The sequence below is a fragment of the Pseudanabaena sp. FACHB-1998 genome, from assembly GCF_014696355.1.
Taxonomy (GTDB): domain Bacteria; phylum Cyanobacteriota; class Cyanobacteriia; order Pseudanabaenales; family Pseudanabaenaceae; genus Pseudanabaena.
In genome coordinates this window covers 78995-94378 of the sequence record NZ_JACJQA010000045.1, presented here as the reverse complement: position 1 = coordinate 94378, position 15384 = coordinate 78995, and the positions used below count along the sequence as shown (strand labels likewise).

Annotated in this window: 8 protein-coding genes; 2 read left to right on the top strand and 6 right to left on the bottom strand. The window is 43.8% G+C overall.

What is annotated here, in order from left to right; genetic code table 11:
• Positions 1-208: 208 nt before the first annotated feature.
• Positions 209-1474: a histidine kinase dimerization/phospho-acceptor domain-containing protein gene (locus tag H6F42_RS18145; protein ID WP_242018509.1), complete on the bottom strand. Its 1266-nt coding sequence runs from the start codon at positions 1472-1474 to the stop codon at positions 209-211.
• A 71-nt stretch (positions 1475-1545) separates the two neighbouring features.
• Entirely contained in the window at positions 1546-2067 is a 522-nt protein-coding gene (locus H6F42_RS18140; protein WP_190400779.1) for a photosystem II protein Psb27, read from the bottom strand.
• 347 nt (positions 2068-2414) lie between these two features.
• On the opposite strand from H6F42_RS18140, the gene H6F42_RS18135 reads away from it, so the two are divergent.
• Positions 2415-3698, top strand: coding sequence for a DUF4912 domain-containing protein (locus H6F42_RS18135; RefSeq protein WP_190400778.1), 1284 nt, complete (start codon positions 2415-2417; stop codon positions 3696-3698).
• Between the two features lie 80 nt (positions 3699-3778).
• Here the strand turns inward: H6F42_RS18135 and H6F42_RS18130 are convergent, their stop codons facing one another.
• On the bottom strand, positions 3779-6010 hold the full coding sequence (locus H6F42_RS18130; protein ID WP_190400777.1) for a PAS domain S-box protein: 2232 nt from the start codon (positions 6008-6010) through the stop codon (positions 3779-3781).
• Positions 6011-6123: 113 nt separating this feature from the next.
• On the opposite strand from H6F42_RS18130, the gene recG reads away from it, so the two are divergent.
• Entirely contained in the window at positions 6124-8580 is a 2457-nt protein-coding gene (recG, locus tag H6F42_RS18125; protein WP_190400776.1) for an ATP-dependent DNA helicase RecG, read from the top strand.
• Positions 8581-8746: 166 nt separating this feature from the next.
• On the opposite strand, the gene H6F42_RS18120 is transcribed toward recG, so the two are convergent.
• The 3 genes from H6F42_RS18120 to H6F42_RS18110 all read right to left on the bottom strand — a co-directional run bounded on the left by H6F42_RS18120 (position 8747) and on the right by H6F42_RS18110 (position 15219).
• Positions 8747-9187, bottom strand: coding sequence for an Rrf2 family transcriptional regulator (locus H6F42_RS18120; protein ID WP_190400775.1), 441 nt, complete (start codon positions 9185-9187; stop codon positions 8747-8749).
• Positions 9188-9305: 118 nt separating this feature from the next.
• Complete coding sequence (locus H6F42_RS18115; protein WP_199289146.1) at positions 9306-13193, bottom strand: AAA-like domain-containing protein; 3888 nt, start codon at positions 13191-13193, stop codon at positions 9306-9308.
• Positions 13194-13260: 67 nt separating this feature from the next.
• Positions 13261-15219 (bottom strand): AAA-like domain-containing protein, encoded by a 1959-nt coding sequence (locus H6F42_RS18110; RefSeq protein WP_190400774.1) that lies wholly within the window; start codon positions 15217-15219, stop codon positions 13261-13263.
• Positions 15220-15384: the final 165 nt, after the last annotated feature.

The window sequence follows — 15384 nt, the reverse complement described above, 5'->3', positions numbered from 1 at the left end:
CCCTAAGCTTTGCTATAGCTGTTGCCATTCTTATTAGGACACAAAACCAGAAGTGAGTTGCGGCGCGAAGCGCCGCAACTCACTTCTGGGGTTTTGATTTGTCTTAATGCAAGTGACCACAGCTATAAGTACTTGTGCAAAAATTACCAAAACCCATAAAGTTGCGCCCCTGTAGGGGCGCAACTTTATGGGTTTTGATTTGTCTTAGTTACTTATGGAATGGTAAGAAAATTGTCAAAATTTCGCCATCGTAGGCGGCGGTGCTAGAGTGCATTCTCACTGTGAGCTTTCCGCCTAAAGCTTTTAATAAAGTCTTGGTCGTGGGTAAACTCAAGCTTAAGGTTCCAGTCTCAGGTTGGAGCATCAGCCATTGTCCTACGGCTTTGAGCAAAGGCAAATCACCACTGCCTTGACTGGTTACTTGAGATTGAAATTGGAGCTTGAGGTATTCCCCTGCACTGGTGAGAATTAGTTGAATATGGCTGTCGGGCGGAAAGCTACGAACTAGGCGATCAACTAAGCCATTGAGAACTTGAGATAGAAGTAAAGCGTTGCTAGAAATAGGAGGAATTTCCGTGGGTAAAATCATTTCTAAGGAAATCTGTCGTCTTCCTGCATGGTCTTGCCAACGCATAAATCCATCACTGAGAATCTCTTCGATTTGTGTTGCCTCTAAAATAATTGGATAGCTATCCAATTGCGCCGCCTCAAAAATCAAATTGAATCTTTCAATCTGTTCTGTACATTCCGCATCCACCCGATCTAAGCGCGTTTTAACTTCGGTGGAAATATCTTTGCGACGTTTCAGCGATCGCACTAGCATCCGAATCGTTGTAAGCGGAGTCCTGACCTCATGGGTAATCGCCTTGATGATATCGACTTCCTGAATTTCAGGAATTGGCAAATCTTGATGAATCGAACTTTGAGCCATTAAAATCGCGCCAAACCTTGCCATGATTTGATAGGGAGGCATGGTTAGCGGAAATCGCTGTAATGTAGTTTGTAATAAATTCTGCTGTTCCGACCGACGCACACGGGCTATTAAAGTGGCGATCGCAATCTGAATCGCTTGAGGATGAAATGACCAAAGGCAACTATGGCTTTGAGGAGAAGACAAGACCAAAACACTAAAGGTCTCGGTGACTAAAATACAAAACCATTCCTGATTGAGTACATCGGACTTTAATAGGGACACAACCTGCGTATTTCCAACGGGCAAAGAACCTGTAGGAAATAATGAAGATTTGCTGGTGGTAAAGACCCAAGTTTGTAAATCGGGCTGGCGAAAGGCTGCCTTTGGGAAAATATAGGGATGATGAGTGAGTAAACAACCATTAAGTTGTCTCTGGAGAGAAAATTGCTGGAGCATGGCGATCACTCGATGCCAAAACTCCTGCGCGTCAGTTTGGTGCAACTCTTCGACAAACTCACGGATTTGTGGATCTTGCTGCAATGCTTCGTATAGTGTCGCCAATCCTGTCGCCAATTTGGGATGTCCTCACATTAGTTGCGGCAAGCAGGGGCTAAGCCCCTGCTTCTGACGATTTAACGTCCTTGAGCAAGAGCCGTTTCTGCACGGTCAAACTCTTGTAGCAGGCGATCGCGCACTTTTGCAGGAACAGCCCGTTTGACTGTGCCATTGTAATATCCCGCCAAAGTATTCAGAGCCGTCAACATTGTTGTGTAGGAGTACATACCGCTCTTTTCGCGATCGGCTCGATAGCGAGATACATAGGCGTTGATCTTATATCTAGCCGAAGTTTTTACAGCCGCCCGATTTTCCGCAGTTTCAGGGAGGTTAATCGCATCCCGTAAAGTTTGGATGGTGTCTGTCGTATCAGCCACATAATTACCTGTTAACCCAGCATTGACGAGTGTTTGAATTTCCTTGGTAGAAAGTCCATCGCCTTTTTTGCTAAATAAAGCTGCGTTTGCATCTGAGGCAAAACCACCGAAGATCACTAATCCTACTAAAACAAAGGCGATCGCGGAACGACACAAGCTCTCTAAATAACCTTTACCAACATTACTTAAAGACTTAAACAAAGACTCGTATTTTGCCTTCATATCTATAAATTTATAAAATTACATTTTTTGTTGTCCCTCTAATCTTATTGCTTTTCGGACAACCTCCCCCAGTATCCAAAGGAGGGGATCGTTATGTTATAATTTCCTGACATATTGATCCCGCCTCTAAACTGATGACCTAAAGGCTATAACAATTACAGGTATTTGGTTTTGGCTAAGTATTTGTACTTTAAAATTTGTGATAAATAGCTAAAAGCAATAGAAGATAACCCTTTCAGCCATTGACCATCTCAGAAAATTTGGCAAAATGTATTTAGCTACAGTCCGATCCCTCAGTTGCTCTGAACTCGGGTAGACATTATCACAAGCAGTTGGAGGTTAATTGTATGGCGAGGGAACGTCCTCCCCTAGAAGAGATGACCTTGCGTCAGCTTCGCAAAGTAGCAGCAGAACTAGAAATTTCTCGCTATAGTCGAATGCGAAAATCTCAGTTATTAGCTGATATCCAAACCATTCTCTCGGCTAAAGGCTCAGCCTCAACCCAAACAGATAGCACTAATTCGGAGACACAAGAAATCGTGGAAGCATCAAAGTTTAATTTGGGTAGTGAAGAAACAGAAGAAAATCTAGAACCACTTGCCGCTATTGACAAAAGTATCGGCGAGCTACCAAGTGGATATGGTGAAAGTCGGATTGTCCTATTACCTCGCGATCCCCAGTGGGCTTATGTGTATTGGGATGTTCCTAATTCTCAAAAAGAAGAATTGCGTCGTCAAGGTGGACAGCAATTGGCTCTACGTCTATACGATGCCACGGATGTTAATTTAGATTACCAAACTCCTAACAACTTACAGGAATACAATAGCGACGAATTAGCGCGTGAATGGTATTTACCTATTCCCATTAGCGATCGCGACTATGTAGCCGAACTTGGCTATCGCTGTGCTGATGGACGTTGGTTGGTGCTAACCCGTTCTAAGGTTGTGCATGTTCCCCCTGTATTCCCTTCGGAATGGGTAGAAGACAACTTTATTACTGTACCTTGGGATCAAACCCTCAAGGGTCAAACCTTCTTCACCTTGGTTCCACCTGAGAAGAAAGTAGCTCCTGCTCCTACGGAAGAAGTAGCCAAGCCCGATACTTCCTACGATGAAATCTTCAACATCGCTCGCGAAGCTGAAGTGCAACGTATCTCTGGTTCACTCTATGGCTCCATGCAGCATGAATCAGGGCTTGGCATGGCTCCTGAATCCCTTAGCTCCTACATCTTCCCATCTGGTGCAGGCTTATTTGCAGGTGCAGCAGGTGCAATTAGCGCTAGTGGCATTAATTACTCTGGCATCGGCATGGAGTCTAGCTATAGTTTCTTCTCTAGCGAAGCGCCGATCCGTCCTCGTCAATTCTGGCTAGTGGCTGATGCGGAGTTGATTGTCTATGGTGCTACGGAGCCAGATGCTTCGGTCACTATTGGTGGTCGCCCCATCAAGCTCAATCCCGATGGGACTTTCCGTTTCCACACTTCTTTCCAAGATGGTATCCAAGATTATCCCATCTTCGCTGTGGCTGCGGATGGCGAACAAAATCGCGCTATCCACATGAAGTTTGAGCGTCAAACCCTTGAGCGTCGTACTAATACCAAGGAAGAAGCAATTCCTGAGTGGATTAGCTAACTTAAAGAAAAAACCTGCTATGCAGGTTTTTTCTTAACAAAAAAATAGATTAGATGCTTAGCATCTAATCTATTTTTTTGTTAAGAAGCGACAGATAAGAGTGCGCCTAAGAAATTCGTATCATCAAGCATTGCGCCTGTGGTATCAGCATTCCGCAGATCCGTCCCGCGCAAATCTGTACCCCGTAAATCAGCCCACTTTAAATCAGCATATTGGAAATTTGCACCACGCAAATCTGCGCCTCGGAGATTGGCATACTGGAAGTTGCTATAACTGCAATTACTACCATTGAGAGCAACACCACTAAAATCAACTTGCTGAAGATCGGCTTCGGCAAAATAAGCAGCCCTCAAATTTAAGCCCGCAAAATTACGCTGTCCTAGATTGTATTGATGGATTAGCAGATTAGTGTTAATCAATCCAAAATTAGCGATCGCCTCTTTATTACTGGGAATCATATTAGAAGCATGGGGCTGATTAGTCGTGCCATTAGATTTACTAGGTTCTGGATCAAGGCGATCGTCTAACTCATCAATAATTCTCAACACGCCGATGATCTTGCCGTGGGGATCATGGACTAACACCGTAGACATGTTTACATTTACCCAGTTGCCTTCACGCACTTGGAAGGACATCTGGACTGCTTCAAGGGATTTACCCGCTAAGGTATCCAGAATTGCAGTTTGTAATTCAATACTTTGGGTTTCCGAAATGTTTGGAACCGCCTTACCTAAGACTGAAGCATTATTCCACCCAAACAGTCTTTCGGATACAGCATTCCATAGTAAAACTTGACCATCGGGACTAATAATATCGATCGCCACAGGAACCGATTTAATCACGGCTCTCAATAGCTCATTAGTGCGTTGGAGACTAGACTCCGCTTCTCCTCTTTCGCTAATATCGATGCAAACTCCATCGGCTAAGATCCCGCCATCCTCAGTTCTGTAGTAACGAGTGATATTCTGTACCCATTTCACCTCTCCATTGAGGGTAATAATCCGAAACTCATGGCGGAATGTGGCAAGCTTATCAAAACCTGCTTTGACTAATGCTTTAAACTGATCGACATCTTCTGGATGAATGAGATCAAGAAGCTGATAGGGATTCCCAATAATCTGTTTGGGGCTAATGCCGACGAGATCAATTAGCCCATCACTGATGAAGGGGATAAAGATTTTATTGTCATTACCCATGGCAAGTCGATAGAGAGTTGCGGGCATACTCGAGGCGAGGGTAGCTAATCTTAATTCACTTTCTTTCAAGGCGGACTCGGTGCGCTTGCGTTCGGTAATATCGCGAGAATTAATCACCAAGCCTTGCACATTTGCATCTTGCAAGAGATTGCAGCAAACTGATTCTAGGTAGATCCAATCGCCATTAATCCGTTGATGGCGCATGATAATTGGTTTGGACACAGACAGGGCATCTACGGATTGGGCAAGGAAGTCATGGAAAATTGGCAGATCGTCAGGATGAAGGAACTTCACGAATTTTTTGCCCAATGCATCTTCGGGCAAATAGCCCAAAGTTTTAAATAGAGCAGGGCTACAATAGTGAATTGTCGTGTCAATATCGAGAATATGCACAATATCCGATGAATGTTGCATCATTGCTCGCAATTTTGATTCATTACGGGCAAGATTTTTGGATATGCGGCGCTGTTCATCTCTCTCTACCCGAATCTGACGATCCATTAAGTTAAGCTTGGCATTCATTTCCGCAACCCGTATTTCTAGCCGTTGATGGGACTGTTGCAGTTTTTCAGTTTCCTGCTTGCGCTGGGTAATGTCTTGAATCCACCACCGCATTCCGATAACTTTTCCATCTAGAGCGCGGATGCTGATAATCGTAAAGCTGGCATCAAAGGGTTGCCCCGTGGGGAACTGCATCCGAAAGTCTAAACTTTTAATATTTTGACCCCGTTGAAGTTGTCCAATCAGTCTTTGAAATTGTTCTTTATAGGTGGGATAGACAAACTTTTCCAGATTTTGACCAATGGGATGGGAACCAAACATAAGCGTGGCGGCGCGATTTGATTCGGTGATATCACCATCGGCATCGGTAACAAAATAGCCGTCAGGCGCAAAGTCAAATAGTTCGCGATAGCGATCTAATTCCCCCAGTAGCGATCGCTGAGCAATTTCTAGTTCTGTTAAGCTAGATTGCAGATTGCTAATCGTATCTTGTAATGAAAGATGCTGAGATTCAATTTCGTCAGAAGATGATGCGGGTAATGCAGCAATACCTTCTAGCTGATGTAGTTGCTGAATTGAGGTTGCAAGCAAGTCGAGACAAAGTCGCATTCCCATATACAATCCATGTTTTTATCAGTCTTCTAAGGATTATTATATTAACATATAGCTTTTTTCGGGCTTTTGAAAATCGCTATAAAATTATCGTTTGCATACTAATCTACTGATTTGTGCCAATTGATATCAACCGTTTACAGCAAGCCTTAAGTATCGAGGCTGAGAAAGGCTTTTCCAATTTGCAGGGAAAGCAATTTTTGTTTGCGGATTTTTTGCAGGTGAGTTTACAAGAAGAATTGCCTGAAGCATGGGAAATGAGCGATCGCCTCCAAGCCCAGACCCTTGCCAATCAATATGCCCAATACCCTGAACTGCCCTTAGCGCGAAGGCAGCACCTGATCGCCGAGACACGCCGCCTCCTTTACGAAGTTCGCCGCCGTGAGCTTATAGATACTAGTGCCTCACCTAAACCTAAAAAGCCCAAAACTGAAGCGATCGCGGCGACAGAACCAAAATCTCCCAAAAAGCTAACCCTCGAAACTGAGTTAAAGGATATCGAAGACGTTGGCTCCTTCATGGCGAGAAGGTTTCAGCTTCTAGATTTATATACCGTGCGCGATGTGCTGAGTTATTATCCTCGCGATCATATTGACTACGCACGTCAGATTCCCATTCGCGAACTCAAAGATGGGGATACGGTCACGGTCATCGGCACGATTAAGAAATTTGGGTGCTTTACAAGTCCCAAAAATCCCAATCTTACGATTGTGGAAATCATTCTCCGCGATCATACGGGACAGATTAAATTAAGCCGCTTTTGGACAGGAAAGCGTTACTCCAATCGTGGTTGGCAAGAGTCGCAAAAAAAGCTCTATCCTCAAGGTTGCACGATCGCCGCTTCGGGTGTGGTCAAACAAAGCAAATATGGCTTGACCCTCGAAAACTATGAAATAGAAGTTCTAGAGCATACCCACGACACGATTCAATCGAAAACCGTGGGGCGGGTCGTGCCAGTTTATCCCCTCACCGAAGGGATTACGCCCGAAGCGATCCGTCGTCTTGTCGCCCAATGTTTACCCGCAGTTTCGCAAATTGTCGATCCGATGCCCGATCGCTTTTTGCGCGATTATCAAATGATGGGACTATCCGAGGCGATCGCCCAAGTTCATTATCCCGACAACAGTGAAAGTTTAGAGCAAGCGGTTATTCGGCTTACTTTTGACAAATATTTCTATCGCCGCCTTGTTTCCCTCTACCGCCGCCAACAGCAGAAGGCTATTCAGTTTATTCCCCAAAGTCAGGCGATCGCTCAACTAGAAAAAATCCTCCCCTTTGAGCTTACCAACGCCCAAAAACGGGTAGTCGCGGAAATTCGTGCTGACTTGCAAGGACAAACGCCGATGAACCGCCTCGTTCAAGGCGATGTCGGCTCAGGTAAAACGATTGTGGCGGTATATGCTCTTTTGACAGCGATCGAGGCTGGTTATCAAACTGCGCTGATGGCTCCCACGGAAGTTCTCACCGAGCAGCATTACCGCAAAATTGTCGAATGGTTTATGCAGCTAAATCTACCTGTAGAAATCCTCACAGGTTCCACAAAAACCGTAAAACGACGGGAAATTTTACGCCAACTGGAAACAGGGGAATTGCCTTTGGTAATTGGAACCCATGCCTTAATTCAAGATGGCGTAAATTTTGCGCGTTTAGGCTTAGCCGTCATTGATGAGCAGCATCGTTTTGGTAGAGATCAGCGATCGCGCCTCTTACAAAAAGGAACCGATCCCCATGTTCTGATCATGACCGCGACACCGATTCCGCGCACCCTCTATTTAACCAATTCTGAAATAGAAGTCAGCATCATTGACGAACTTCCCCCCGGACGCAAACCCATCCAAACCGTATTACTAAAGCCTTCTCAACGCAAAGATGCCTATGACCTCATCCGTCGCGAAATTGCCCAAAGTAGACAGGTTTATATTGTTTTTCCTTTAGTAGAAGAATCCGAAAAAATGGAAGATATCAAAGCTGCTACGCAAGAACGCGAACACTTGCAAAATGTGGTTTTCCCTAACTTCCAAATTGGCTTACTCCATGGGCAAATGTCCTCCAGCGAAAAGGATGAGGCGATTAATACTTTTCGTCGTGGCGAAACCCAGATCCTTGTCGCCACCACCGTTGTAGAGGTAGGCGTAGATATTCCCAATGCCTCAGTGATGCTCATCGAACATGCCGATCGCTTTGGCTTAGCCCAACTTCACCAACTGCGCGGTAGAGTTGGACGGGGAGCTGCCCAGTCCTATTGTTTGCTTTTAAGTAGTTCCAAATCGCAAACGGCTCAAGAACGTTTACAAGTTCTCGAACAATCACAGGATGGATTTTTCATCGCTGAGCGTGATTTCCAAATACGGGGTAAGGGCAAGGACGAAGGCACGGAGCAATCTGGTCATGCAGGTTTCTCCATTGAGGATCGATTACCCGATGAGGCAGCCCGTCAAGAAATCTTCCAAATAGCCCGTCAAGCCGCCGAACGCATTATCAAAAAAGATCCCACCCTCGATCTTTTTCCCTTACTAAAGGCAGAGTTTGATATGCATTATCAACGCTTACAAGGCGGCGCAATTTTTACCTAAACCTCCCCAAGATAGGTGAAAGCGCTTTCACCTATCTTGGGGGTTACGCAAATTGGAATTAATTATGCCAGACATCAAAACCCAAGAATGAGTTATGCGGCGCTTCGCGCCACATAACTCATTCTTGGGTAGGAAGCGAGTAGCAACGTATTACATCTACATCTGACTAGATGTAATACATAGTGGTAGCAATTTGGCGTTGGCGTTGCTGATCGCATAGATCCTTAAGGCTGCAACTATCTAATACGTTTGAAGCTGCCTTTTGAGCGGATTCCCATACCTCCCGAATTACCGAAAGCGAAGCCGTTTCATTATTTGCTTTATTACTTTTTTCGGCGATCGGGTCGTGACCTTCGATCCCTCGAATAATCTCTAAAACACTAATTTTCCAAGGCTCACGCGCCAAAATATACCCACCCTTAGAGCCACGTTGACTTTTAACTAAACCTTGACGCTTCAGCGTTGCTAATAACTGCTCTAAATAGCGATCGGGGATATTTTGTTGATGAGCAATCTGACGAATTTGCAGAGGCTGATCGAGCGCAAAGTGACTGGCTAGCTCAAGCATTGCCAAGATTGCATATTCACTCTTTAAAGAAAGTTCCACAACTGACCGTAGTGTTTTGAATTGAGGGTTGTGATAGGCAAGCCGTAAGCTTTACCTATTACTACATCATACTACGGTATGACACTGTAAATTATGGTTTTAATGAAAACATAAATGTCTAACGCTTTGTGATGCTACACATTTGTCTGTCACTTTCTGTGGCGTTGGGGTTATTAGAGAGATAGTCATTTAGCCATGCACATGCCTTAGTCATCAGGTTGTCAAAATTTAAATCCCACAATTTTAAAGTATGGTCATAACTACCTGTAGCGATCGCTTTGCCATCAGGACTAAAAGCAACACTCCAGACCTGTGCGCTATGCCCTTTAAAAGTTTGTAGTTCCTTGCCATCTAGACTCAGCAATTTTAACGTATTGTCTTCACTACCCGTAGCGACGGTCTTGCTATCGGGGCTAAAAACGACACTTCTGACAGGGGCGATATGCCCTTTAAAGGTTTGAACTTCTTTGCTGTTGAGGCTCCACAACTTCACAGTATTATCAAAACTACCCGTGCCAAGAGTTTTACCATCAGGACTAAAAGCAACGCTATAGACGGCTGAGCTATGCTCTTTGAAGGTTTGTAGTTCCCTACCCTCTAGGTTCCATAATTTCACGGTACTGTCATCACTACCACTCGCAACTGTCTTACCATCAGGGCTGAAGGCAACGCTATAGACAGTTGAGCTATGCCCTTTAAAAGTTTGTAATTCTCTACCATCTAGGCTCCACAATTTCACGGTACTGTCATCACTACCACTCGCAATTGTCTTGCCATCGGGACTAAAAGCAACACTATAGACTAGTTTAGGATGTCCTTTGAAGGTTTGCAGTTCCCTACCATCTAGGCTCCACAATTTCACAGTATTATCAAAACTACCTGTGGCAATAGTTTTACCATCGGGACTAAAAGCCACGCTATAGACAGTTGAGCTATGCCCTTTAAATGTTTGTAGTTCCCTACCATCTAGGCTCCACAATTTCATGGTACTGTCATCACTACCACTGGCAATCGTCTTGCCATCGGGACTAAAAGCAACGCTATAGACTGGTTTAGGATGCCCTTTGAAGGTTAGAATTTCCTTAGTATCTAAGCTCCATAACCTTACGGTATTGTCCGCACTGCTGGAAGCAATTGTTTTGCCATCAGGGCTGAAGGCAACGTTATAGACAGTTGCAATATGTCCTTTAAAAGTTTGTAGTTCCCTCCCATCTATATTCCACAATTTCACCGTATTGTCCCCACTACCTGAAGCGATTGTTTTGCCATCAGGACTAAAGGCAACGTTATTGATAAGGTCACTATGACCTTTAAAAGTTTGTAGTTCCCTCCCATCTATATTCCACAATTTCACCGTATTATCCCCACTACCTGTGGCAATTATTTGGCTATCAGGACTAAAGACAACACTAAATACTGTTGCACTATGACCTTTGAAGGTTTTTAGTTCTCTGCCATCTATATTCCACAATTTCATAGTGTTGTCTTCACTACCCGTAGCGATAGTCTTACCATCGGGACTAAAAGCGACACTGCGGACAGATCCTCTATGACCTTTGAAAGTTTGCAGTTCCCGACCGTCTATACTCCACAACTTCAAGTTACTATTAAAACTGCCCGTGGCAATTGTATTACCATCAGGACTAAAAGCAACACTCCAGACAGGGGCGGTATGCTTGAGAGTATGTATTGCCTTACCGTCTAAGCTCCACAATTTCACGGTATTGTCCCCACTACCCGTAGCAATCGTCTTGCCGTCGGGACTAAAAGCGACGCTAACAACGGGATCGCTATGCCCTTTGAAAGTTTGCAGATCTTTACCCTCTAAGCTCCACAATTTTACAGTATTGTCCCCACTACCTGTGGCAATTGTCCTACCGTCGGGACTATAGGCGATACTCATGACAGGATCTGTATGAGAAAATCGATTTTTTTCTTTGACCCCATAAACTAACTGCGACAAGTTGGATATCAGCAGCATTTGGGTATTGTTTTTAGACCAGAGTAATCGATCTACTTCCTGTAGCTTATGTCCTGCATTTACAGACTGCACCAAAGCATCAAAATCTTTTCCTACCTTAAAATCACCTTTAGCATCTATGCTTTTTAGACGTACGTCAGCAAGCGTACTTGTCAAGGCTGCATCGCGATCGGCTTGTTCTAGTTTTTGCTTTGCTTCCTTAACTTTTGTCTCTGCATCGACTATCTTCGCTTGGGCGATCGCCACCTGCGCTAAAGATTGTTGTGATACTTTCTCTAACTCCGACTTAGCGGCTTCCAAATTCTTTTGTTCCTGCTCGACTCTTAATTCCGCTTCTTTCCGCTTTGCTAGAGCTTCCCTAACTGATTGTGCTGCCAATTGTTTCTCTTTTTTAGAGTCTTTACGAATTGCTTCAGCTTGTTTCTGGGCATCTCCCACCGCAAGGTTCGCATCTTGCACTTTAGCTTGGGCATCATTCTTTGTCGCAATAACCTCTACTTTTGCTTCTTTTACTGACTTAGTAGCCCAAACTCCTGCACCCACAGCTAAAACAAGTGTCAATCCTAATACGGCTGAGCCAACGCGCACTCGGAGATTGGCTTTTTGATTGGCTTCTCCCAAGATTCGGACTTCTTCCTCGGCAATTTCTTGATGCTTTTGAGCAATCAATCGTTCTTTTTCCGCTACTTCTCTTGCCTGTTGTTCTGACTCTAACCTAAGATTATTTTCTAACTTTACCATCTCCCGACTATCACGCAAAAACTGCTCATCTTCATCGCCTAATCTTTTACCATTAGCCCATGCCTCAGCATCCTCTAGCGCTTGTCCTCGTAGTAAAAAAGATATTTTTTGTTCTTCAATTTCTTCTCGCCATGCCTTCAAAGCTTCTGCGTAGAAAGATGGTCTCAAATCTGCTAACGAATGATCACACCATAGGCGATTAAATACTGCTGCATAGATGGGATTATAAACCATCAACTTTCCATCTTTCTTAACAACTAACCCAGTTAAGCGCAACTGCATCTGTTCGCCACTCTCATCCGCCGCTATGCCATCAAGATCTAGAATCTGTTGATACAACGTTAACAATCGTCCCCGCACTTTCTCATCGCTTTGCAAGATCCTATCCCTAATAGTCTTCAAATGGGCTGGCATATCTTGCGCTTCCCAATTGTCAATAATTTTGGAATAGACAGATTGTTCCACTAAATCCTTTGCGGACTTTGAAAAGTCTACATTCTGTAATATTAAATTCAATAATTTCTGCGTCAAAAATGGTTGTCCGCCTGTCCAATAGAGAACTTCTTGTAGAATCGCTTGCGAATCGCTTACCTTTCCTTCCAATCCTCGAATAAGTGGGCTTGCTTCATACAATTGGAATCCACTCATCTCGATAGGATGACCGATATTAAAAGAAGATCGATCTAAACCCCGAATTAAATCGTAGGGGGTAGCCACACCCAAAAAAGCAAATGTGAGTCGATTGTATTCAGGCTTTTCGGCACGACGTTCATATAATGAGCGAATCAAAATAAAAAAGCCATCGGTGTCAAACTTTAGACTGAGTAGGTTATCGACTTCTTCCACAAAAATGATGATTTTTCTCGTAGTGTGGGGCAGTAACACACTATCAATAAACTCATAAAATCTTTCCACTACCGAAATCGATTGAGCATCCAGTTCTTTCCACCACTTCAAGAAGTCGATGTGTTCCTCAAGGTGTAGATCACCAATCAAGCGCTTGATGGTTCCCGCGTACCATTGGTCTTCGCGCAAAGTCGTTCCCCTCGTTTGCGGGTCGATTACCGTACAGATAGCCCCGTCTTGCTGTAGTTTTTGCATAGCTCTTACCCGCAAGCTCGATTTGCCCATCTGCCGAGAGTTAAATACAAAGCAATATTCACCTTTTTTGAGGCGTTCGTATATCTCCAGATCTGCTTGTCGTTCTACATAGGCAAGCGCATCTACAGCAAGGCTTCCGCCGACATGATAGCTAAAACTGGCAGATGGAGTCGAGGTAGTCATCTTTAAATTACAGTTTTTAATTGGTCATTTCTAAGTAATCTCTCCGCCTCTCAAGAAATTTACACCATTAAGTAGATCCTAAGCGATCGCAAAAATATTGACGGTACAAACTACATCTTGAAGTTACATTATTGTCGATCCTCACCACTAGCCCCATGCTATCGAGCTTAAATGCTTCCTCCGCCCGTAATCGAACGGGAACTTCAGAATTCACCACCATTTGCATCGCTTTGGAAAGATCGGCATGTTCTTCTAGGATGCGTAATAGCCCCAGTAAATGACTGCTATAGATTCCCGCTTCTGAGGGTGATGTTTTTATAAACTGCTCCAAAGAGATGTCTCCAGAAGCAATATGATAGAGCGCCGATCGCACTAAGTAAGGATGCCCGCCTATTAGATTCATTAGTTGGATAATCTCAAACTCAGTCCAATCTAATCCGTGTTTACCTACGAGGGATTGCACCTGTATTAACGTAAATTCTCCCAATTCAATTGGCAAACCTACATTAAACGGTGATTGATTGATATCTTTTTGAGCATACGATTCTTGAGAGTGAACGATAATAAGGCGTAGCTTACTCCATAATGGCTTGATCCGAGAGCTTTCATACCAACCACGTAGCAAACCGCAAAAATCCACTTCGACATCGGGATACTTAAAAATGCGATCAAAATTATCCAAAGCAAGCACAAGGGGGGGCTCGGACTCCATTAGTAAGTACTTTTCAAAATAATCCGTACTGTTGTCATTTGCTCCAAAAATATCATCCCAATAATCTTCGAGCTTAACCTTGACTCCAAGTTGTTTGCCGACGGACGCACAAAACCACTGCATGAACTTATCAAGGTCTGAAAATAGCTTTTGGCTTGCCTGATCTAAATTTAAAGCTACCGTGCGATAACCTTGCTGTTTAGCTTGATCGAGAATTCGGATCATTAAAGATGATTTACCCATGCGCTGCGGCGACTTAATGCGTAGCAATGAACCAGATTTATCAATCTCTTCATAGCATCGTTGCTCATAGGGAGAAAAAACATAAAAAGGTGAAGTAATATTCACCTGTCCTTCAGGCGACTCTAAACATAGTTCTTGTGGAGCATTTGCTTCGGAAATAAATGGATTACCATGAATGACCGTAGCCTCATCGTCTGAATTTTGTTCTAAAAATTCTGCGAGTGCTTGTAAGGCAACAGTCGCATCTTTGTACCTTTGACGATAATCGTAGCGCACCATACGTTCGAGGATAACAGCAAGCCCATCTCGAATGTCAAGTGCGACCTGATTATCAACTATTTGCTTGCGACACAAAGCCCAAGTGTATTCTCCAGTGTAGTTGTCTTTTAGGAATTGCTTGGGACTCAATCCAGTTAGCGCTTGAAAGCAAAGCATTCCTACGCCATATATATCACTGCTAAAATTCGGCTGTCCAGCCATTTGCTCACTGGGCATATAACCTTGAGAACCAATCGCTACGGTTAATGTACTAGTCTGCCCTAAGGAGTTTACAGATTTTTCGCTGACTCTTTTGACAGCCCCAAAGTCAATTAAGACAAACTTGCGATCGCTACTGCGTCGGATTAAATTTGCAGGTTTAATATCCCTATGAATCACATTTTGTTGGTGTACGAACGCCAGTACTTGTAGTACATCTTGCAAAAGCTTGATGACCTCAGTTTCGTTGAGCCGCTTACTCGAGGCAATTTCTTTGTCGAGAGCTTGACCTTCGATATATTCTTGGACTAGATAAAACTCACCATCTTGCTCAAAGTGTGCCATCAATCGTGGAATCTGATCTGTACGATCGCCGAGATGATATAAGGTTTCTGCCTCCCGATCAAATAATCGCTTAGCTATCTGCAAGGTTTCGGGATCATTTGCGATCGGTTTAAATTGTTTGACTACACACAAACCGCTTCCGGGAAGATGAACATCTTTTGCAAGAAAAGTCTGCCCGAAGCCGCCACTCCCCAGATGCTCTATTACTTGATAATGTCCTGCTAATGTTGTGGGGATCACTTTTTCCATAAGGCATCTATGCTTTTTGATCGCAATTTTCTATAAAAACTACTTTTCTTCTAAGAAATCAAGATTTACTCCGAAGATTAAATAATAGGGGTAATTCTTAAGAATTACCCCTATCTTGAAATAAGGATTTCAAGTAATTTTTGATTAAGTCCTCTAACTCCTTAT

What these genes read in the sequence shown, in the direction of transcription:
- H6F42_RS18110 (WP_190400774.1), bottom strand. Translation starts at nt 15,219, where the DNA reads ATGGAAAAAGTGATCCCCACAACATTAGCAGGACATTATCAAGTAATA.
- H6F42_RS18130 (WP_190400777.1), bottom strand. Translation starts at nt 6,010, where the DNA reads ATGGGAATGCGACTTTGTCTCGACTTGCTTGCAACCTCAATTCAGCAA.
- H6F42_RS18135 (WP_190400778.1), top strand. Translation starts at nt 2,415, where the DNA reads ATGGCGAGGGAACGTCCTCCCCTAGAAGAGATGACCTTGCGTCAGCTT.
- H6F42_RS18140 (WP_190400779.1), bottom strand. Translation starts at nt 2,067, where the DNA reads ATGAAGGCAAAATACGAGTCTTTGTTTAAGTCTTTAAGTAATGTTGGT.
- H6F42_RS18115 (WP_199289146.1), bottom strand. Translation starts at nt 13,193, where the DNA reads ATGACTACCTCGACTCCATCTGCCAGTTTTAGCTATCATGTCGGCGGA.